The organism is Lysobacter sp. TAB13, from assembly GCF_052113885.1.
Lineage (GTDB): Bacteria > Pseudomonadota > Gammaproteobacteria > Xanthomonadales > Xanthomonadaceae > Lysobacter > Lysobacter gummosus.
In genome coordinates this window covers 13,294-33,276 of sequence record NZ_JBFRDR010000005.1, presented here as the reverse complement: position 1 = coordinate 33,276, position 19,983 = coordinate 13,294, and the positions used below count along the sequence as shown (strand labels likewise).

Genomic DNA, 19,983 nt, shown 5'->3' with positions numbered 1-19,983 from the left:
GCGGCCGTCGCGGACTGGCTACCACCACGGCGCAAGCGGCTCAGCGCCGCGGCAGCGCCTGTAATTTATCCAACAGCGACACCCAGAACGCTTCCGGCAATTCGGCGCGCACCGGCACGCTGTAGTACGCCTCCGAGGCGAACGCGCCCTCGCCCGTCAGCGGAATCTTGACCGCGTCTTTCTCCGTCATCAGCACCGGCAGTTTGCTGCCGAAGGCGAAGTCGGATTCGACATAGCGGTGATGATCGGGAAACGCATGCGGCACCACCGCGATGCCGAAGCCGCGCAGCATGGAGAAATAGCGTTCGGGATCGCCGATGCCGGCGACCGCATGCACACGCTGGCCGGCGAAGGCCTCCAGCTTGAGCGGACGCGTGCCCAGCAGCGGCTGCGCCTGATCGGCGATCAGGCGCATCGGCCATTCGCCGAAACCGGCGTTGGCGGTCGGGTCGCTGGTCGCGGCCTGGGCCAGATTGACCACGCGGAAATCGCATTGCGCGCCGCGCTCGGGCGGCTCGCGTAAAGGCCCGGCCGGCAGCAGTTGGCCGTTGCCGTAGCGGCGGCGGCCGTCGACGACTTCGATCTCGATGTCGCGCGCCAGACGGTAATGCTGCAGGCCGTCGTCGCAGATCACGATGTCGCAACCGGCTTCGGCCAGGGCCTTGGCCGCGGCGGCGCGGTCGCGATCGGCGCGCAGCCGGGCGCCGGTGCGGCGCGCGATCAGCACCGGTTCGTCGCCGCCCAGGCGCGGATCGGTGTCGCGTTCGACCCACAGCGGCGTGGCGATGTCGTCGCGGCCGTAACCGCGGCTGGCGACGCCGGGGTTCCAGCCTTCCTGTTTGAGCCTCTGCACCAGGGCGATGGTCAGCGGGGTCTTGCCGGCGCCGCCGGCGGTGATGTTGCCGACCACCAGCACCGGCACGCCCGGATGCAGGCGGCGCTTGTAGCCCTTGCGGTACAGCGCGCGGCGAAAACCGGTGACCGCGCCGTACAGGCCCGACAGCAGGCGCGCGTGCGCGGGCACGGCGGTGTCGTCGTACCAATAGGCGGGGACGCCGCCGCGACGGTCGGCGCTCATCGGTCACCGCCCATGTTGGGCGAAATCCGCGGCGGCTCGATTCGCGCGGGCATCGCGGCCTTGTTCGCGCCCTTCATCGCGTCATTCATTCGGCGTCGCGGAACTGCATGCGGTGCAGATGCGCGTACAGCCCGCCGTGGGCGAGCAGTTCGGCATGCGAGCCGCGTTCGACGATGCGGCCCTGATCCAGCACCAGCACCTGATCGGCGTGTTCGATGGTCGACAGCCGGTGCGCGATCACAAGCGTGGTGCGATCGGGCATCAGCCGCTCCAGCGCGTCCTGCACCAGCCGCTCGGACTCGGTGTCGAGCGCGGCGGTGGCTTCGTCGAGGATCAGGATCGGCGCGTCCTTGAGCATCGCGCGCGCGATCGCCAGACGCTGGCGCTGGCCGCCGGAGAGCTTGCCGCCCTTGGCGCCGATGGAGGTCTGCGCGCCTTCGGGCATGCGCTCGATGAACTCGGCCGCGTTGGCGCCGCGCATCGCGCGATCCAGCGCGGCTTCGTCGTGGTCCTGCATCTCGCCGTAGGCGACGTTGGCCGCGACGGTGCCGTCGAACAGCATCACCTGCTGGCCGACCAGGGCGATCTGGCGGCGCAGGTCCGAGAGTTTGTAGTCGCTGAGCGGATGACCGTCGAGCAGGATCTGCCCGGATTCGGGATCGTAGAAGCGCGGAATCAGCTTGATCAGCGTGGATTTGCCGCTGCCGGAGCGGCCGACGATGGCCGTCACCGTGCCCGGCCGGGCGATGAAACTGATGTCCGACAACGCCGGCGAAGTCTGGCCCGGATAGCGCGCGGTGACCGCGCGGAATTCGATCAACCCCTGGCTGCGCGCGAGTTCGCGCGTGCCGCTGTCGGGCTCTTCCGGCGCATCGAGCACTTCGAACAGGCGCTCGGCCGAGGCCACGCCGCGCTGAAGCATGTTCTGCACGTTGGTGAGCTGGCGCAGGTTCGGGATGATCGCCATCATCGACACCATCAGCACCACGAATCCGCCCGCGTCCAGGCGCCCGGCGAAGGCTTCGTAACCGGCGACGAACAGCAGCAGCGCCAGACCGACCGAGCCCATCAACTGCACCATCGCCGAGGCGATGCTGCGGGTGGATTCGACCTTGAGGCTGAGCTTGAGGTAGTTGTCGGCGATGGCGCCGTAGCGTTCCAGCTCGGACTTCTGCGCGCCGTAGACCTTCACTTCCTGCTGGTTGGACAGCGCCTGATCGGCCGCCAGCAGCAATTGCGCGCCGCTTTCCTGGATGCGATGGCTGATGCGGCGATAACGCCGGCCGACCTTGTCCATCACCCAGGCCAGCGGCGGCGCCATGATCAGCACCGCGAAGGTGACCTGCCAGCTGGTCCAGATCATCACCGCGAGCAAGGCGATCGCCTGCGTGGATTGCTGCACCATGACCTTGAGCGCATCGACCGAGGCCTGCGCGACCTGATCGCTGTCCGAGCCCAGGCGTACCAGCATCGAGGTCACAGGCTCGGTGTCGAAGCGCGCGCCGGGCAGGCGCAGATACTTGCCGAGCACCTGCACGCGCAGATCGCGGGCGACGCCGCGGCCGGACTTGGCCATGTAGTAGTCGGTCAGATAACCGGCGATGCCGCGCAGCACGAACAGGCCCACGATCGCCAGCGGCAGCCACACCGCCACCTTGGTGTTCTTGACGATGAAGGTCTGGTTGATGACCGGTTCCATCAACTTGGTGAAGCCGGCGCCGGCCGCCGCTTCGAACAGCATGCCGACCACCGCCAGCCACAGCAGGCCGCGATACGGCAGGGCGAATCTGAGCAACCGGCGGTAGGTCTGCCAGGGCGAAGCGGTAGCGCTCGCCGTCACCGCGCGGCCTCCGCGGGTTTGGCCGCGCCGGCGTTCTGCGGCGGCGCGGTCGCGCTCATGATCCGGCGGAAACCCAACTGGCCGAGCGCGTCGTACACGGTGACCACGGCCTGATACGGCGTGCGCGCATCGGCGCGCAGCATCACCGCGCGGTCGCGGTCGGAACCGGCGACTTCGGCGATGGTGGTCTTGAGCGATTCAAGATCGTCGCGCAGCACTTCGCGGTCGCCGACGAAGTAACGGCCTTCGGCGTTGACCAGCACGATCAGCGCCTTGCTGGCATCGCCCGAAGGCTCGCCGGTGGCGCGCGGCAGCTCCAGCTTGAGCACCGAGCGCGCGTCGAAGGTCGCGGTGACGACGAAGAAGATGATCAGCACCAGGATCACGTCGATCAGCGGGACCAGATTGATCTCGGGTTCGTCGTCGGCGCGATGGTCGCGAATACGCATGCGGCGACCTCAGCCGGCCTGGCCGCCGGCCAGGCGCACCGGCGCGCGCGCCGCTTCGGTCTGGCGCGATTCGGCGGTGCCCGGGGTCAGCACGTCGATCAGGGCGATGGCTTCGTGCTCCATCGCCACGATGTATTCCGCGACGCGGCCGCGGAACCAGCGGTGGGCGATCAGCGCCGGGATCGCCACGATCATGCCGGTGGCGGTGCACACCAGCGCCTTGCCGATGCCGCCGGCCAGCTGGTTGACGTCGCCGATGCCGTGATCGTTGATGACCATGAACATCTGGATCATGCCGACCACGGTGCCGAACAGGCCCAGCAGCGGGCCCGCGGCGGAAATGGTGCCGAGCGTGTTCAGGTAGCGCTCCATGCGGTGGACCAGATGCCGGCCCACGTCCTCGATGCGTTCGCGGATTTCCTCGCGCGGGCGCAGGCGCACGTCCAGCGCCGCCGCCAGCAGCGCGCCCAGCGGCGCGGTCGCGCGCAGGGATTCGATATGCGCCGGGTCGAGCTTGCCGCTGGCCGCCCAGGCGCGCACTTCCTGGCCCAGCTGGGGCGGCAGGACGGCACGCCGGCGCAGAGTCCACAGCCGCTCGATGATGATCGCAAGCGCTACCGCCGACAGGATCAACAACGGAATCATCGGCCAACCGCCGGCCTTCACCAGTTCCAGCACTCGCGAACCTCCGGCCCGTGGCCGACTTCAATCAGGCCGATAGGATAGCCCAGGGTCCGTGCGGCGGGTCGCATCCCAGACCCGCGGGTGTGCCTGGCGTCGCGTTTCCACGCCGATGCCCTGCGCGCGCAGGCCGACCCGCAAGGCGCCGTCGTCGGCGGTGTTTCGCGGCGCCGCGCCGGCACGGCGCCAGCGTTCTAGCACGTCCGCGCGCGGGTGGCCGAAGCGGTTGCCGTGGCCGCTGGAGACCAGCGCGTGGCGGGCGCCGGTGGCCTGGACGAAGTCGGGATCGGAGGAGCCGCCGCTGCCGTGGTGGGCGACCAGGACCACCTCGGCGTGCAGCGTCTGCGCAGTCTCCTGCGCCGCCCGGCGGACCAGATCGCGCTCCACGACCTCGCCGATATCGCCGGTCAGCAGCGCCGCGCCGTGCTCGGTTTCGATCCGCAGCACGCAGCTGGATTCGTTCTTCAGATAGGGAAAATGCGCCGGAGGATGCAGGAAACGCAGGCGCACGCCATCCCATTGCCAGGCGGTTCCGGCGCTGCAGGCGCGGGTTCGCAGGCCCTGCACCGCCTCGCCGTCGATATCGGCCGGCGCGAATGGCGCTGGCGCCGGAAAGGCCCGCAACACGGCTTTGATACCGCCGGCATGGTCGTTGTCGCCGTGGCTGACGACGACATGATCGAGCCGGCGCACGCCCAGCGCGTGCAAGGCCGGGACCACGGCGCGCTCGCCGGCGTCGAAGCCGTCGCGCACCGCCGGGCCGGCGTCGAACAGCAGGCTGTGACCGGCGGTGCGCACCAGCACCGACAGGCCCTGGCCGACATCGATCACGACCAGTTCCGCCTCGCCCGGCCCCGGCAGGCGCCGGTCCGGCCATAGCAACGGCAGCCACAGCAGCACGGCCAGGGCCTTGCCAGGCACGCCGCGCGGCAGCAGCAGCCAGAACGCCCCGAGCAGGGCCAGCGGCAGCGCGAACCAGCGCGCTTCCGGCAGCCACCACAGGGCCAGACCGCTCTCGGCCAGGGCGCTGAAGACCGGCCAGCCGGGCTCGAAACAGGCCGCGGCCAAGCGCCAAGCGAATTCGCCGGCGCCGGCGTGGACGCTCTCCAGCCCGGTTCCGATCAAGGCCAGCGGCACCACGAGCAGGCTCCACCACGGCACCGCGAGCAGATTCGCCAACGGCCCGGCCAACGAAGCCTGGCCGAACAGCGCCACGCACACCGGCAGCAGCCCCAGGCTGGCCACGCCCTGGGCCGAAACGAAGCCGCGCAGGCGTTCGCGCCAACCGCCGGCGTCCGGCCCGGGCAGACACCACAGCAGCCAGGCCACGCCGAGGAAACTGAGCCAGAACCCGGCGCCGAGCAGCGCCAACGGGTCGGCCAGCAAGACCGCGATCGCCGCCAGCGCCAGCGCGTCGAACCCGTGCATCGGCCGGCGCGCGATGCGCAGCGCGGCGATCACCGCGATCATCAGCCACGTGCGCACGGTCGGCAGCGCGAACCCCACTGCCGCCGCGTACAGCAATCCGCCGAACATCGCCGCGACCGAAGCGGCGATCACCGCCGGCACCCGCCGCCCCAGCATCGGCAGCGACCACCACAACGCCCGAGCCAGCAAGGCGAAGAAGCCTGCGACCAAGCCGACGTGGAAGCCCGAAATCGCGATCAGATGGGTCAGGCCGTCGGCGCGCAACACCTCCCAATCGCGATCGCCGAGGCCGCGCGTGTCGCCCAGCGCGAGCGCACGCACGAAACGCGAGCCGTCCGAGCGCACGGTCGCGGCGATGCGGTCGCAGATCGACTCGCGCCACGCGGTCAGGCCCTGTGCCGCGGACAATCGCCGGCTGTTTTCGGGATTGCGCAGGTAGCCGGTCGCGGTCAGGCGCTGCATCAGCGCGTACTTCTCCGCATCCGCGCCGCCGGGATTGCGCAGCCCTCGCGGCGCGCGCACCCGCGCGTGGAAGCGCCAGCGTTGCCCGGCCTTGAGCACGCTGCGCGGACGCGGATCGTCGTCGTACCACGCCAATCGCAGCAGGCCGCCGCGCAGGGGCGCGGGCTGCGAGGCGTCGTTATCGACGCGGAACTCGAAACGCGTGCGCCGGGTTTCGTGCACGGGCAGATCGACGATGCGGCCGCTGACCGCGACCTCGCGTTTCTCCCATTGCGCCGGCAGCTGAAGATTCAGCGCGTAGGCGATGTGCGCGCTGGCGAGCGCGAAGCCGAATGCGGCGATCGCGACGACGCGCCAGCGCGGCGAACGCCACCATGCGACCGCCGCGGCGATGAGCATCGCTGCCGACAGTCCCCACGGACACAGCCACGGCGAGGCCAGCGCGGCGGCGGTGCCGGCCAACAAGGCGATCGCTGCGAGTTTTCCGAAAGGCGGCGTCCTTGCCGCGTCGAGCATGTTGGGTTCTCCGTCGATGGCTGTGCTTCGCGATCCGTGCGATGCGTTATGCAGACTCTACGGACGGTGCCCGGATCGTCCAATCAGTGTGGGTGCCATCGGGTTGTAGGTATTTTCCTGATCGGATCGTTGCGGTCGGCGGTCGTTCGCAGTGCGGCCGCCCTGCCCTACGGCCATGCGACGGCAGCGAATGCAGGCATCTGCGCTGCGTTCGTTTCAAGCGGGGGGTTTTCTGCTTCGCCAGGCCCGCGCACGCTGCAAGCGTTCGCGAGCGCCGCATCGACAGGCGGCGACTAGCTATCGGCCGGCGAACGCCTTGCGCGTCGCCGGCTGCTTCGTCCCGATCAGACTTCGCTGGGCGCCAGTTGCCGCAGCTTGCCTTCGTGCAATTCCAGCACGCGATCCAGACGCCGCGCGAGGCGGCGATCATGGGTCACCAGCACCAGGCTGGTGCCCTGCTCGCGGTTGAGCGACAGCATGATCTCGAACACCGTGGCCGCGGTTTTCTCGTCGAGATTGCCGGTGGGCTCATCGCCGAGCACGCAGGCCGGACGGTTGATCAGCGCGCGCGCGACCGCGGCGCGCTGACGCTCGCCGCCGGACAGTTCGCCGGGTTTGTGCTGCAGCCGGTGCCCCAGCCCGACCGATTCCAGCAGCGCGGTGGCGCGCTGGCGCGCCTGCGCCACCGACGGCGCGTCCATGCTCTCGGACACCGAACGCACCATCGCCAACGGCAGATCGAAGAACAGGTAACGCGGCACCGCCGTCACCACCCCGCCCCACGAGCGCGCGCGCTTGGCCCGCACCGAGCGCCCGCTCAGCAGGATCGGCAGCATCACGTTCTCCAGCGCGGTGAATTCCGGCAGCAGATGGTGAAACTGATAGATGAAGCCCAGCGACTGATTGCGCAGGATGCCGCGCGATCGATCCGGCAGATCGTTCATGCGATGGCCGCCGACATACACCTCGCCCGCGGTCGGGGTGTCCAGGCCGCCGAGCAGATGCAGCAAGGTGCTCTTGCCGGCGCCGGACGCGCCCAGGATCGCCACGGTCTCGCCGCGGCGGACCGACAGGTCCAGGCCGTCGAACACCGGCGTGTGCAGATTGCCTTCCGAATAGGTCATCGCCAGCCCTTCGCAGGACAGCACGATGTCGTCCGAAGCTTGCGAAGCTGCGGCGGCGGCCGGATCGCGGATATCACTCATAACGCAGCGCCTCCGCCGGTGCCGTGCGCGCGGCGCGCCAGGCGGGATAGATGGTGGCGACGAACGCCATCGCCAGCGCAACGCAGGCGATGATGATCACGTCGCTGCTCTGCAGATCGGTCGGCAGGCCGGTGATGTAGTAGACGTCTTCCGGCAGCAACTGCACCCCCAGCACTTTCTCGATCAGTTTGAGGATGTGCTCCAGGTTCAAGGTCAGCACGATGCCGCCGACCACGCCGAGCACGGTGCCGATGATGCCGATCAAGGTGCCCTGCACGACGAAGATGCGCATCACGCTCAAGGGAGTGAGGCCCAGGGTTCGCTGGATCGCGATGTCGGCCTGCTTGTCGGTGACCAGCATCACCTGCGAGGAGACCAGGTTGAACGCGCCCATCGCGATGATCAGCGACAGCAGGATCGCCATCACCGTCTTTTCCATCTTCAGCGCGCGGAACATATTGGCGTTGTCGCTGCTCCAGTCGGTGACCCGGTACGGGCCGCCCAGGCTGACCGCCAGATCGCGCGCCACTTCCGCGGCCTGGTCCATGTCGTGCAGCTTCAGGCGCACGCCGGTGACGCCGTCGCCCATGCGCAGCACCCGCTGCATGTCGTGCATGTTCACGACCGCCAGGCCTTTGTCGTATTCGTTATAGCCGGCTTCGAAGATGCCGCTGACGTTGAAGCGCTTGAGTTGCGGCATCGCGCCCATCGGCGTGCTGCGGCCGTCGGCGGTCATCACCACCACGCTGTCGCCGACCTGCGCGCCCATCCACAGCGCGAGTTCCTTGCCGAGCACGATGTTGAAGCTGCCGGGAGTGAGCGAATCGAGTTTGCCCTCGACCATCTTCTCGGCCAGCACCGACACCTTGCCCTCTTCGGACGGCACGACGCCGCGGATGATCGCCGGCTGCTGCCGCGAGGCCGACAGCAGGGCTTCCTTCTCGATGTAGGGCGCGGCGCCGACCACGCGGACATCGGCCATCGCCTTGTTGACCGCGAGCTGCCATTCGACCAGCGGCTCGCCATAGGCGCTGACGGTGGCGTGCGCGGCCATCTGCAGCATGCGGTCGCGGATTTCGCGCTGGAAGCCGCTCATCACCGCGAGCGTGGTGATCAGCGCGGTCACGCCCAGGGCGATGCCCGCGATCGAGGCCAGCGAGATGAAGGAGATAAAGCCGTTACGGCGCTTGGCGCGCAGATAGCGCAGGCCGATGGCTACTGAAAGAGGTTTGAACATCTATGGAGCCGGGACTCGGGATTGGGAATTGGGCATGGTCTTCATCTGGCTCTTCGTTCGGTTCCGCGGTCGGCCGGCTTCGGGCGGGCGTTCGGCGCTGCGTTTTTCACGACGGCCGAAACCTGGAGTCCGAATCTCCGCTCATGGTGCCATCGAACGCGGACCGCGCGCAGGACTTGTGACCGCGACGGCCAGCCTCAGTTCACGGCGGCCGGCGGCGTCCAGGGTGTCGGGCCACCACAGCAGGCGCCGGCGGCGGCCGTCGGAGCCGGTGAAATCCAGCCGGGCCAGCCAGCCGCGCCAGTGCAGGCGCAGGTCCGAGATCGGCGCGGCGGCGAGCGTGGCGCGGCCGCCGGCGATCACCAGCGGCTGCGGCGGAAGCCGGGCTTCGCGCCGGGTCGACCACCCGGCCCAGGCCAGGGCCATTGCGGCGAGCGGCAGCGACGCGGGCAACGGCAGCTCTGAGGCCACTGCCGAGAACGCGGCCGCCAGCCCCAACGCGATCAAGGCCGCCGACAGCAACCGCGACGGGCGCCATTGCAGGCGGCAGTCCGCGGTCGGTGGCGGCTTGGGGCGGTTGCTCAGCGTTTCGTGTTCGAAGCGGGCGCCTGCTTGCCGCTGGCGATCGAAGCGGCTGCTTGCCTGTGGCTGCTGCTCAAGGCGGCTGCTTGCCTGTGGCTGCCGCTCAGGGCGGCAGCCGGCGGATGAATTCGACGAGGGATCGAAGCTCGGCATCGCCGGCCTCCTCATGGCCCATGAACCAGTGCCAGAGCTTATCGTCCTCGGTTTCCAGCAGCCGTAGGAAAACCCCGCGCTGCGCTTCGGAAGCCTGCCTCCATTCGCGATCGAGATAGCGTCCGAGCAACTGGTCCAGCTCGCGCATGCCGCGACGGCAGCGCCAGCGCAGGCGACGCAGTTCGATTTCGTCCGCGGCGGACAGTTCTTCGCTCATGAGCGGTTTCCGGTAGAAGGCAGCGGGACGATCATCGCGCACGCGCCGTCAGGGCGGCGTTTGCGATAGCCGAACGACTCGCCGAGTTTTGTCGCTGATTGCGCTTCGCGGAACATCATCGGCCGATCAATCCTGTCGCGAGATAAATCCAAAGCGCCCACAACACCATGCCTCCGACCGCATACGCCGCGAAGCGATGCATGACGCGGTTGTAGGTGCACTGGATGAAACTGTGCGCGATCCGCATCGCCACGAACAGCCAGGCCAGCGTCAGGGTGGGCGTGTCGGCCAGGCCATTGAACGCGGCCACGCTCAGGGCCAGATAGAACAGCACCGGCAGTTCGAACAGGTTGCGGAAATTATCCGCCGCGGCCGATTCGGTAAAGCGCGCGAGGGCCTGCGCCGAGGTCGCCACCGATTGCGGATGGATGCGGTCGCGGTACATCTGACGGATGCGCACGCGGAACATGCGCAGCCAGACGATGCAGGTCAGCGCGGCCATCGCCAATGCGGGCAGGAAGATCGCTTTCGTGTCCATCGGTCGCCTCGTTCCTTGGTGGCCGCGGGTTGCGCGGCGGGTCGGTGTCGGTGCGACGCGGGCTGCATTTGCCGGTGAGTGGCTGCGTCGCGGTGGCTTGTTTGTGGCTCGATTGCTCGACCGCTCGATTATTTCGTTTTTTTGCTCGTCATTCCCGCGAAAGCGGGAATCCAGAGACTTCAGGCGTTCTCGCACGAAAGTCGCTGGATTCCCGCCTTCGCGGGAATGACGGATTGGGGGATGGCGTCGCTCACCTGGCCGCGACGTATTCGGCGGCCGCGACGTATTCGCCGCATGACCTTCCTCTCGCCTCCCAACTTCCCAGTTCCCAGCCTCGCAACCCCGCAACCCCGCAACCCCGCAACCCCGCAACCCAAAGCATCGCCCCACCCACCACATCCCACCATCGCACCAACGGCCAAGCCCCGCTCGCGAAAACGCCGCCGCCCGGATCGTCCGGACGGCGGCGTCGAATATGCCCAGGTCGAATCCGTTGCCGCGATCAGACCCGGCGCGCCAGCATCAGTTTCTTGATCTCGCCGATCGCCTGCGCCGGGTTCAATCCCTTCGGGCAGGTGCGGGCGCAGTTCATGATGGTGTGGCAGCGGTAGAGCTTGAACGGGTCTTCCAGATCGTCCAGGCGCGCGCCGGTGTCTTCATCGCGCGAGTCGATGATCCAGCGGTAAGCCTGCAGCAGGATCGCCGGGCCGAGGTAACGGTCGCCGTTCCACCAGTAACTCGGGCAGCTGGTCGAGCAGCACGCGCAGAGGATGCATTCGTACAGGCCGTCGAGCTTCTTGCGGTCCTGCGGCGACTGCAGGCGCTCGCGGTCGGACGGGGTCGCGCTCTGGGTGCGCAGCCACGGACGGATCGAGGCGTACTGGGCGTAGAAATGGGTCAGATCCGGGACCAGGTCCTTGATCACGCCCATGCTCGGCAACGGATACACCGGCACGTCGTTCTTGGCGTCGCCGCAATCGGCGATGGCGCGCGTGCACGCCAGGGTATTGGTGCCGTCGATGTTCATCGCGCACGAGCCGCAGATGCCTTCGCGACAGGAGCGGCGGAAGGTCAGGGTCGGGTCGATCTCGTTCTTGATCTTGATCAACGCGTCCAGAACCATCGGACCGCAGGTCGCCAGGTCCACCTCGTAGGTGTCCACGCGCGGGTTCATGCCGTCGTCGGGGTTCCAGCGGTAGACCTTGAAGGTGCGCGGCTGCTTGGCGCCGGGCGTCGGCCAATGGCGGCCCTTCTGGATCTGCGAATTTTTCGGTAGTGCGAACTGAGCCATGCTGGCGATCTCTGGGCTGGCGGCGGTACTGAGGGGTGGGAGTTACCGGCGCGCGAACGGACGCGCGCCGCGTTCGCCGATCAGTACTTGCGTTCCTTGGGCGGCACGTAGGCCACGTCGTCGGTCAGGGTGTAGTTGTGCACCGGCCGGTAGTCGATGCTGGTCGTGCCCTTCTCATCGACATAGCACAGGGTGTGCTTCTGCCATTCGACGTCGTTGCGCGTGGGGAAATCCTCGCGCGCATGCGCGCCGCGCGACTCGGTGCGGTTTTCGGCCGAGACGATCGTCGCCAGCGCCTGGCTGAGCAGGTTGGACAGCTCGTAGGTCTCGATCAGGTCCGAGTTCCAGATCAGCGAGCGGTCGCTGACCTTGACGTCGGCGAACAGCGCGTGGATCTCGCGCATCTTGCGCACGCCGTCGCTCAGCGTTTCGCCGGTGCGGAACACCGCCGCGTCGGCCTGCATGGTGCGCTGCATCTTGTCGCGGATGACCGAGGTCGGGGTGCTGCCGCTGGCGTTGCGCAGCTTGTCCAGGCGCGCCAGCGCTTCGTCGCAGGCATCGGCCGGCAACTTGGCGTGCGGGCCGCCGGGGGTGATGGTCTCGGCACAACGGTTGGCCACCGCGCGGCCGAACACGACCAGATCGAGCAGCGAGTTCGAGCCCAGGCGATTGGCGCCGTGCACCGACACGCAGGCCGCTTCGCCGATCGCGTACAGGCCTTCGACCACCGCGTCCGGGTTGCCGTTCTTCAACTGCACCACTTCGCCGTGGTAGTTGGTCGGGATGCCGCCCATGTTGTAGTGCACGGTCGGGATCACCGGGATCGGCTCTTTCTCGACGTCCACATTGGCGAAGATGCGCGCCGATTCGGCGATGCCGGGGAGCTTTTCGTGGATGACTTCCGGGCCCAGGTGGGTCAGGTCGAGCAGGATGTGGTCCTTGTGCTCGCCCACGCCGCGGCCTTCGCGGATTTCGATGGTCATCGAACGGCTGACCATGTCGCGCGGCGCCAGGTCCTTCACGCTCGGCGCATAGCGCTCCATGAAGCGCTCGCCGTTGCTGTTGCGCAGGATGCCGCCCTCGCCTCGCACGCCTTCGGTGATGAGGCAGCCGGCGCCGTAGATGCCGGTCGGGTGGAACTGCACGAACTCCATGTCCTGCAGGCCCAGGCCCGCGCGCAGCGCCATGCCGCCGCCGTCGCCGGTGCAGGTGTGGGCCGAGGTCGCGGAGAAATACGCGCGGCCGTAGCCGCCGGTGGCCAGCACCGTGCCCTGGGCGCGGAACAGGTGCAGCGTGCCTTCGGCCATGTCCAGGGCGAGCACGCCGCGGCAGGCGCCGGTCTCGTCCATGATCAGGTCGAGGGCGAAGTATTCGATGAAGAACTGCGCGTCGTGCGCCAGCGACTGCTGGTACAGCGTGTGCAGGATGGCGTGGCCGGTGCGGTCGGCGGCGGCGCAGGTGCGCTGCGCCGGCGGGCCTTCGCCGTACTTGGTGGTCATGCCGCCGAACGGGCGCTGATAGATCTTGCCCTCGTCGGTGCGCGAGAACGGCACGCCCTGGTGTTCGAGCTCGATGATGGCCGGAATGGCCTCTTTGCACATGTACTCGATCGCGTCCTGGTCGCCCAGCCAGTCCGAACCCTTGACGGTATCGAAGAAGTGGTAACGCCAGTCGTCCTCGCCCATGTTGCCCAGCGCGGCGGAGATGCCGCCCTGCGCGGCCACGGTGTGCGAACGGGTCGGAAACACCTTGGTGATGCAGGCGGTCTTCAGGCCCTTCTGGGCCAGGCCGAAGGTCGCGCGCAAACCGGCGCCGCCGGCGCCGACCACGACCATGTCGAACTTGTGTTCTTGAATCTTGTAGGCAGAGGCCACGACTCAGGCTCCCAACGTGATGCGGATGATGGCGAGCACGCTGGCGAGGGCCGCGAGTACGCAAACGAAAACGACGGCGATCTGCGAGGCGGCCGCCAGACCCGGGGTGTGGACGTAGTCCTCGATGATGACCTGCAGGCCGAGCTTGGCGTGCCAGAACATCGCGATGACGAACGCGCTCAGCAGCACCGCGTTGCAGGGATTGGCGACCGAAGCGCGCACGGCGGAGTAATCGCCGCCGATCCACGACACGATCAGGCCCAGCACGTACAAGGTCAGCCCGACCAACGCGATCGCGGTGACGCGCTGGACGATGAAGTGATGGGTGCCGTCTTTGGCCGAACCCAGGCCGCGCGCGGTCTTGAGCGGGTTGCGCAGCTGCTTGCCGCTGTTGCTTCCGATCTTGGTGCTCATGCGCCACCTCGCGACATCATGGCCACGACCCAGATCAAGGCGGTCAGCACCAGGCTGCCGATGACGCTGATCCAGCCGTTACGGATGAAGGTCTCGACCTTGTAGGCGTAGCCCGCGTCCTGGACCAGATGGCGGATGCCGTTGATCAGGTGGTAGGCGAAGGCCCAGGTCCAGCCGAACAGGACCAAAAAGCCCAGCGGCGAGCGCGCGCAGGCGACGAAGCGCGCCCACGACTCCGGCCCGGCGGCCAGGGCGACCAGGCCCCAGGCGATCAGCAAGGCGCCGACGAAAAGGATTACACCGGTGGTCCGGTGCACGATCGAGGTCACCATCTGAATCTGCCAGCGGTAAACCTGCAGATGAGGTGATAGGGGTCGTTCGCGGTTCGCCATTAGCGTGGCAATCTCGGCTGGGCGGCGGCGGCCGCGTGGCGGGAAGCGTGGGAGCGCTCGGGTGTGGGGGTGAGTGCTTGAAAAGCGGGTCGTCGGATCAAAGATCGGTACTGCGGCCGTCGTCTCCAATGAAGTCGGCGTGCGCCGATTTCGGTGAAGCGATGACCGCCGGCTAGAAATCGATGCAACGGCCGTTCTTTTCCCAGTCGCCGTAGCGGGTCGGTTCGAGGCCCTCGCGACCACCGTGCTCTTTCGGAGCATGCTCCACAGGAGCGTCCTTGGCGGAAGGCGATTGGCCTCCCGTTTCGGAAACGGGAGTTGCCGGGGTCTCGGACTGTTGGTCCGAACGTGCTTCCGGGGTGGTTTCGCCTATCATCACAGCGTTAAATATTAATTCCCGGCCCCCATGCCTGACAACCCGCAAGCCTTGCCCGGACGGGCGTTCGCCCTGTCCGGTCAACATCTCATCGCCCTGGAAGGCCGCGACGCGGCCGCTTTTGCCCAGGCGCAGTTCATGAACGATGTGAAGTCGCTGGCCGACGGCCACTGGCAGTGGAACGGCTGGCTGACGCCAAAAGGCCGGGTAATTGCGCTGTTCGCGCTGCTGCGCCTGTCCGAGCAGAAGCTCTGGCTGCTGCTGCCGGACGCCGACGCGGCGGCGATGGCGCAGTCGTTGAAGCGATTCGTGTTCCGCAGCAAGGTCGCGATCGATTTGCGTGAAGACTGGGTGATTGAAGGCCGTCATTCGGCCCCCGAGCGCGCCGACCGCGCGAAAATCGGCGGCGAGCAGGCCTCGGGCCTGGAATTGGATTTCAGCGGCGACGGCGGCGCGCGGAGCTTGCGCATCGTGCCGGCCGGCGCAAAAGCGGAGGAAGATGCGGCGGCGCTGGCGCGATGGACGCTGGCCGATCTGCGCCACGGCCTGCCGCGGTTGCCGGCCTCGCAGGCCGAGCAATGGACGCCGCAGCAGCTGTCGCTGGAGCGGTTAAGCGCTTTCAGCGTCAAGAAGGGCTGCTATCCGGGCCAGGAGATCGTCGCGCGCACGCACTTCCTCGGCAAAGCCAAGCGCGGGCTGGTGTTGTTCGAAAGTCCGGCCGAGGTCGCCGCCGGCGCGGAAGTGCGCGGCGAAGCGGCGGTGCTGGGCTCGGTCGCTTCCACCGCCGATGCCGACGCGGTGCATCTGGCGCTGGCGGTGTTGCCGCTGGATCGTCCGGAAGGCTCGGTGAGCATCGACGGGCATGCCGTGATCGAACAGACGCTGCTCGCGGGGCTAGAGCGCTGAGCCGGGTCGCGGGAAGCTCGCGCGGGTCCGAATAAGAACATCACGAATCTACCGCGGCGATCGACGCGAGCCGCGGCCGCGGCACTACGCCGGCCGAGATCGGCGCCGCGCTACAACCCGCCCTCGCCGTGCGAGTTGCGCGCCATCGCATCGCCGGCCAGATTGCGCTGTTCGCGCCAATGCTCGTGCCAGGCCTGGAACATCAGCACGTTCCACAGATGCGTGTGCCAGCGCTTTTCGCCATCGACGAAACTGCGCCACAGGCCGCCGACCAGCTCGGCGTCAAAATACCCTTCCGCGCGCAGACGCCGCGGATCGAGCAAGGCCTCGGCCCAGTCGTGCAGGTCGCCGCGCAGCCACTGCGACACCGGCGCGCCGAAACCGCGCTTGCCGCGATCGACCATCGCATCGGGCAGATAGCGCTTCAGCACGCGCTTGAGCAGATGCTTGCTGCCGCTTTCGCCGCGCTTGTACGACAACGGCAGCGACCAGGCGAACTCGGCGATATTCGTATCCAGCAACGGCGCGCGCGCTTCCAATCCGACCGCCATGCTGGCGCGATCGACCTTGCACAGCAGATCGTCGGGCAGATAGACGCTGTAGTCGGCCAGCATCATCGCGTCGGCCGGCGTGCCCTGCCCGGCCAGCGGATCGGCCAGGTCGTACAGGGTCGGCGGCAACTTCGCGCCGGGCACCGCGGCTTCGGGAAAACGCCAGCGCACGATGCGGTTGCGATAGACATCGCCGATGCCGCGCGCGCCCATCTCGGCCGCGAACGCGGCGAAACCGCCGGCGCGCGAGGCTTCGCCATGGCCCTGCGCGGCCTTGGCCAGCCAGCCGCGCAACGGCAGCGGCACGCGCTGCAGCAGGCGCAGATTGCGCAGCGCGCGTTCGTAACGCTTGTAGCCAAAGAACAACTCGTCGCCGCCGTCGCCGGACAAGGCCACGGTGACCAGGCTGCGCGCGAGTTTGCACACCAGCGCGGTCGGCACCTGCGAAGCGTCGGCGAAGGGTTCGTCGAACATCGCCGGCAAGCGCGGCACCACCGCCAGCGCGTCGGCGCCGCTGACGTACAACTCGGTGTGCGCGGTGCCCAGATGGCGCGCGACTTCCAGCGCCAGCGGCGCCTCGTCGTGGTGCGAGCCTTCGAAACCGATGGTGAAACTCTGCACCGGCTTGGCGCTCAGCGCCTGCATCAGCGAAGTCACCACCGACGAATCGGTGCCGCCGGACAGGAACACGCCGACCGGCACGTCGGCGACCATGCGCAGGCCGACCGCGTCGCGCAGCAGATCGTCGAGCCGGTCTTCGGCCGCGTCGATGTCGCCCTCGAACGGCTGCGCGATCGCCGCGGCCATGCGCTCGCCGGCCTGCCAATAACGTTGCTGGTCGCGGGCGGGATCGTGCGCGGCCGCGCCGGCGGCGACCGTGGCCGCGTCCAGGCGCAACAGCGCGCCGGGCATGATCTTGAAAGTATCGCTATGGATGCAGTGCGGCGAGGGTACGTAGTCGTAACGCAGCAACAGCGCCAGCGCATTGCGATCCACGCCGTTATCGAACTGCGGATGCCGCCACAGCGCCTTGAGTTCGGAACCGAACACCAGGGTGTCGCTGGCCCAGCCGTAGTACAGCGGCTTCTTGCCGACGCGGTCGCGCGCCAGCCACAGCTCGCCGCGGTCGCGATCCCACAGGGCAATCGCGAACATGCCGTTGCAGCGCGCGATCGCCGCCTCCACGCCCCACTCCACCACCGCCGCCAGCAGCACTTCGGTGTCGGAATGGCCGCGGAAGCCGCGGCCGAGGTTGAGCAGTTGCTCGCGCAGTTCGGCGAAGTTGTAGATCTCGCCGTTGTAGGCGATCACGTAGCGGCCGTCGGCGGAGGCCATCGGCTGATGGCCCAGCGGCGACAGATCGAGGATGCTCAGGCGCCGGTGCGCCAGCGCGATGCCGGTCTGCGGATCGGCCCAGACGCCATCGTCGTCCGGGCCGCGATGACGCAAGGCGTCGCCCATCGATCCGGCGAGCGCGAGCAGATGCTCATGATCGAGATCGTTGCGCGGACGCAGCAGGCCGGCCAGTCCGCACATCGGCGATCAGCCCTTGGCCAGGGTGTCGGCGGCGCGGACGATGTCGTCCTCGCCGGGAATGACCAGGAACGCCGCGCCGGCCAGGGGCGTGTAAGTGTCCACGCCGACCACGCGCTGCATCGGCACCGCGCCCAGGCCGGCTTCGGCCAGCGCGGTGATCACGCCCTCGCCCACGCCGGCGCTGCGCCGGCCTTCATCGACGACGATGACGCGCTTGGCGTTCCTGGCTTGCGCGGCGATGTAGGCATCGTTGAGCGGGACCAGCCAGCGCAGATCGACGACGCGGATTTTCCAGCCGTGGGCCTGCTCGATCTGCTTAGCGGCGCGCAGGCTCATCGGAACACCATTGCCGTAGCTGAAGATCACCAGATCGTCGCCTTCTCCGTAGGTGCGGCCTTCGCCGAGCGTCATCGCCTCGCTGGGATCGGGGTACGAAGTCAGCCACTGACCGTCGCCGGCTTCGTACAAGTCCTTGGTCATGTACAACGCAATGGGCTCCAGGAATACGGCCACGCGGCCGTCGGTCTTGGCCAGCGCGGTCAGCGTGCGCAGCATGGTCGCCGCATCGTCGCCGCGCGAAGGACAGCCGACCACCAGGCCGGGAATGTCGCGCAGGGCGGTGATCGAATTGTCGTTGTGGAAGTGGCCGCCGAAGCCGCGCTGATAGCCCAGGCCGGCGATGCGCACCACCATCGGGTTGCGGTACTGGTTGTTGCTGAAGAACTGCAGCGAGGCCGCTTCGCCGCGAATCTGGTCGCAGGCGTTGTGGAAATACGCCAGGTACTGGATTTCCGGAATCGGCAGCAGGCCGACGTTGGCGAAGCCCTGGGCCATGCCGAGGATCATCGTCTCATCCAGCAGCGTATTGAACACGCGGCGCGCGCCGAAAGCTTTCTGCAGGCCCTTGGTGACGGTGTAGACGCCGCCCTTCTGCGCCACGTCTTCGCCGAACAGCAAGGTTTCGGGATATTTCGCGAAGATGTCGTGCAGGGCGTTGTTGATCTGGATCGCCAGATGCCTCGGCGGCTGGTTTTCCGGCAGTTTGGCTTGCCCGCCGAACACTTCCAGGCGGCGCTCGGCGAAGTCCGCGCGCGCGGCTTCCTTCGCCACCGCCTCGGGCGAATACGGCGCCAGCGGCGCGATCACTTCGCGCAGATCGTCGAGCTTGGGCCGGCGGTCGGCCTCTTCGGCGGCGGCGAAGCAACGCTTGCGCGTGGCTTCGTACAGATCCAGCACGTCGGCCTTCGACATCAATCCCGATTCCAGCGCGATCGCCGCCGAGCGCAGCAGCGGATCGCTGGCCTCCACCGCGCACAGTTCCTCGACCGAACGCCATTCGATCTCGAAGTCGGTGCCGGCGTGGCCCATGATGCGGGTGGTGCGCAGATGCAGGAAGGTCGGACGGCGCGTGCGGCGGCAGTGTTCGACCGCGCGCTGCACGTCGCCGTAGCCGCTGGCCAGGTCCAGGCCGTCGGCGGCGAAATAATCCAGGCCGTCCATGCTGCGGAAACGGTTGCCGATCCAGCCGCCAGGCGTCTTCACCGAGATGCCGATACCGTTGTCCTCGCACACGAACAACACCGGTGCCGGCAGCTTCTGGTACGCGGTCCAGGCCGCGGCGTTGAACGCGGTCTGGGCGGTGGCGTGATTGGCCGAGGCGTCGCCGAAGGAGCAGATGGCGATGCTGTCGTCGGGAATCGGCAGTGCATGGCCCAGGCGGCGGCCGGTTTCGATCGCCACCGCGGTGCCCAGCGCCTTGGGCAAGTGCGAGGCGATGGTCGAGGTCTGCGGCAACACCCACAACGGCTTGCTGCCCCACACTTTGTGGCGGCCGCCGGAGGCCGGGTCGTCCTTGCTCGCGGCGAAGGACAGCGCCGAGTCCATCACCGGGTCCATGCCCGGCAACTTGCGGAAGCGTTCGGCCATGAAGCCGCCGCTGCGGTAATGCAGGAACGCCGGATCGGTGTGGCGGGTCAGGCGCGCGACCATCGCATTGCCTTCGTGGCCGCTGGAGCCGATGGTGTAGAAGACTTTGTTCTGCACGCGCAGCACGCGCGCCATCAGGTCCAGATGGCGGCTGATCAGCTGCGATTCGAACAGTTCGCGAAAGCCGCGCGCATCGAGCGCGCTACCGTCGAGGATGGCTTCGTCCGCCGCCGGACGCGCGTCGCTGCGGCCGTTCCAGCCGTTGACGAATTCGACGAAATTGAGATCGCAGATTTCAGCCCGGTTGAGGCCCTTCATTCGCGCCGGGATG

The 19,983-nt window shown here is 68.0% G+C and carries 18 protein-coding genes; 1 reads left to right on the top strand and 17 read right to left on the bottom strand.

Annotated elements, in window-relative coordinates; translation table 11 throughout:
- Window positions 1-40: 40 nt before the first annotated feature.
- The 15 genes from lpxK to AB4Y92_RS07620 form a co-directional block, all read right to left on the bottom strand.
- Window positions 41-1,078, bottom strand: coding sequence for a tetraacyldisaccharide 4'-kinase (gene lpxK / locus AB4Y92_RS07690; RefSeq protein ID WP_441819088.1), 1,038 nt, complete (start codon window positions 1,076-1,078; stop codon window positions 41-43).
- Between the two features lie 85 nt (window positions 1,079-1,163).
- Entirely contained in the window at window positions 1,164-2,918 is a 1,755-nt protein-coding gene (gene msbA, locus AB4Y92_RS07685) for a lipid A export permease/ATP-binding protein MsbA (protein WP_441819087.1), read from the bottom strand.
- A complete protein-coding gene (locus AB4Y92_RS07680) occupies window positions 2,915-3,367 on the bottom strand; it encodes an ExbD/TolR family protein (RefSeq protein WP_057943340.1) in 453 nt (150 codons plus the stop codon). Before AB4Y92_RS07680 ends, msbA begins: the two co-directional genes overlap by 4 nt.
- Window positions 3,368-3,376: 9 nt before the next feature.
- On the bottom strand, window positions 3,377-4,045 hold the full coding sequence (locus tag AB4Y92_RS07675) for a MotA/TolQ/ExbB proton channel family protein (protein WP_057943341.1): 669 nt from the start codon (window positions 4,043-4,045) through the stop codon (window positions 3,377-3,379).
- 27 nt (window positions 4,046-4,072) lie between these two features.
- Complete coding sequence (locus tag AB4Y92_RS07670) at window positions 4,073-6,454, bottom strand: DNA internalization-related competence protein ComEC/Rec2 (RefSeq protein WP_441819086.1); 2,382 nt, start codon at window positions 6,452-6,454, stop codon at window positions 4,073-4,075.
- A 344-nt stretch (window positions 6,455-6,798) separates the two neighbouring features.
- On the bottom strand, window positions 6,799-7,578 hold the full coding sequence (locus tag AB4Y92_RS07665) for an ATP-binding cassette domain-containing protein (protein WP_441819316.1): 780 nt from the start codon (window positions 7,576-7,578) through the stop codon (window positions 6,799-6,801).
- Between the two features lie 73 nt (window positions 7,579-7,651).
- On the bottom strand, window positions 7,652-8,896 hold the full coding sequence (locus AB4Y92_RS07660; RefSeq protein ID WP_441819085.1) for a lipoprotein-releasing ABC transporter permease subunit: 1,245 nt from the start codon (window positions 8,894-8,896) through the stop codon (window positions 7,652-7,654).
- Window positions 8,897-9,037: 141 nt separating this feature from the next.
- The gene (locus tag AB4Y92_RS07655) at window positions 9,038-9,631 is read right to left on the bottom strand and encodes a hypothetical protein (protein WP_441819084.1); all 594 of its coding nucleotides are present in this window, start codon (window positions 9,629-9,631) and stop codon (window positions 9,038-9,040) included.
- A complete protein-coding gene (locus AB4Y92_RS07650; RefSeq protein WP_057943346.1) occupies window positions 9,582-9,848 on the bottom strand; it encodes an FAD assembly factor SdhE in 267 nt (88 codons plus the stop codon). The genes AB4Y92_RS07655 and AB4Y92_RS07650 overlap by 50 nt, the downstream gene beginning before the upstream one ends.
- A gap of 115 nt (window positions 9,849-9,963) precedes the next feature.
- The gene (locus AB4Y92_RS07645) at window positions 9,964-10,386 is read right to left on the bottom strand and encodes an MAPEG family protein (protein WP_441819083.1); all 423 of its coding nucleotides are present in this window, start codon (window positions 10,384-10,386) and stop codon (window positions 9,964-9,966) included.
- A 502-nt stretch (window positions 10,387-10,888) separates the two neighbouring features.
- Entirely contained in the window at window positions 10,889-11,677 is a 789-nt protein-coding gene (locus tag AB4Y92_RS07640) for a succinate dehydrogenase iron-sulfur subunit (RefSeq protein WP_441819082.1), read from the bottom strand.
- Window positions 11,678-11,757: 80 nt separating this feature from the next.
- Entirely contained in the window at window positions 11,758-13,512 is a 1,755-nt protein-coding gene (gene sdhA, locus AB4Y92_RS07635) for a succinate dehydrogenase flavoprotein subunit (RefSeq protein ID WP_251044489.1), read from the bottom strand.
- Between the two features lie 42 nt (window positions 13,513-13,554).
- Entirely contained in the window at window positions 13,555-13,965 is a 411-nt protein-coding gene (sdhD, locus tag AB4Y92_RS07630) for a succinate dehydrogenase, hydrophobic membrane anchor protein (RefSeq protein WP_441819081.1), read from the bottom strand.
- The gene (gene sdhC / locus AB4Y92_RS07625) at window positions 13,962-14,357 is read right to left on the bottom strand and encodes a succinate dehydrogenase, cytochrome b556 subunit (RefSeq protein WP_057943350.1); all 396 of its coding nucleotides are present in this window, start codon (window positions 14,355-14,357) and stop codon (window positions 13,962-13,964) included. The genes sdhD and sdhC overlap by 4 nt, the downstream gene beginning before the upstream one ends.
- A 172-nt stretch (window positions 14,358-14,529) precedes the next feature.
- Window positions 14,530-14,733, bottom strand: coding sequence for a DUF1674 domain-containing protein (locus AB4Y92_RS07620; RefSeq protein ID WP_057943351.1), 204 nt, complete (start codon window positions 14,731-14,733; stop codon window positions 14,530-14,532).
- Between the two features lie 30 nt (window positions 14,734-14,763).
- On the opposite strand from AB4Y92_RS07620, the gene ygfZ reads away from it, so the two are divergent.
- Complete coding sequence (ygfZ, locus tag AB4Y92_RS07615; protein ID WP_441819080.1) at window positions 14,764-15,639, top strand: CAF17-like 4Fe-4S cluster assembly/insertion protein YgfZ; 876 nt, start codon at window positions 14,764-14,766, stop codon at window positions 15,637-15,639.
- A 110-nt stretch (window positions 15,640-15,749) separates the two neighbouring features.
- Here ygfZ and asnB read toward each other — a convergent pair whose 3' ends face one another.
- Together asnB and AB4Y92_RS07605 are read right to left on the bottom strand one after the other, a co-directional pair.
- A complete protein-coding gene (asnB, locus tag AB4Y92_RS07610) occupies window positions 15,750-17,726 on the bottom strand; it encodes an asparagine synthase (glutamine-hydrolyzing) (protein WP_441819079.1) in 1,977 nt (658 codons plus the stop codon).
- 6 nt (window positions 17,727-17,732) lie between these two features.
- Complete coding sequence (locus AB4Y92_RS07605) at window positions 17,733-19,970, bottom strand: thiamine pyrophosphate-dependent enzyme (RefSeq protein ID WP_441819315.1); 2,238 nt, start codon at window positions 19,968-19,970, stop codon at window positions 17,733-17,735.
- Between the last annotated feature and the right edge of the window lie 13 nt (window positions 19,971-19,983).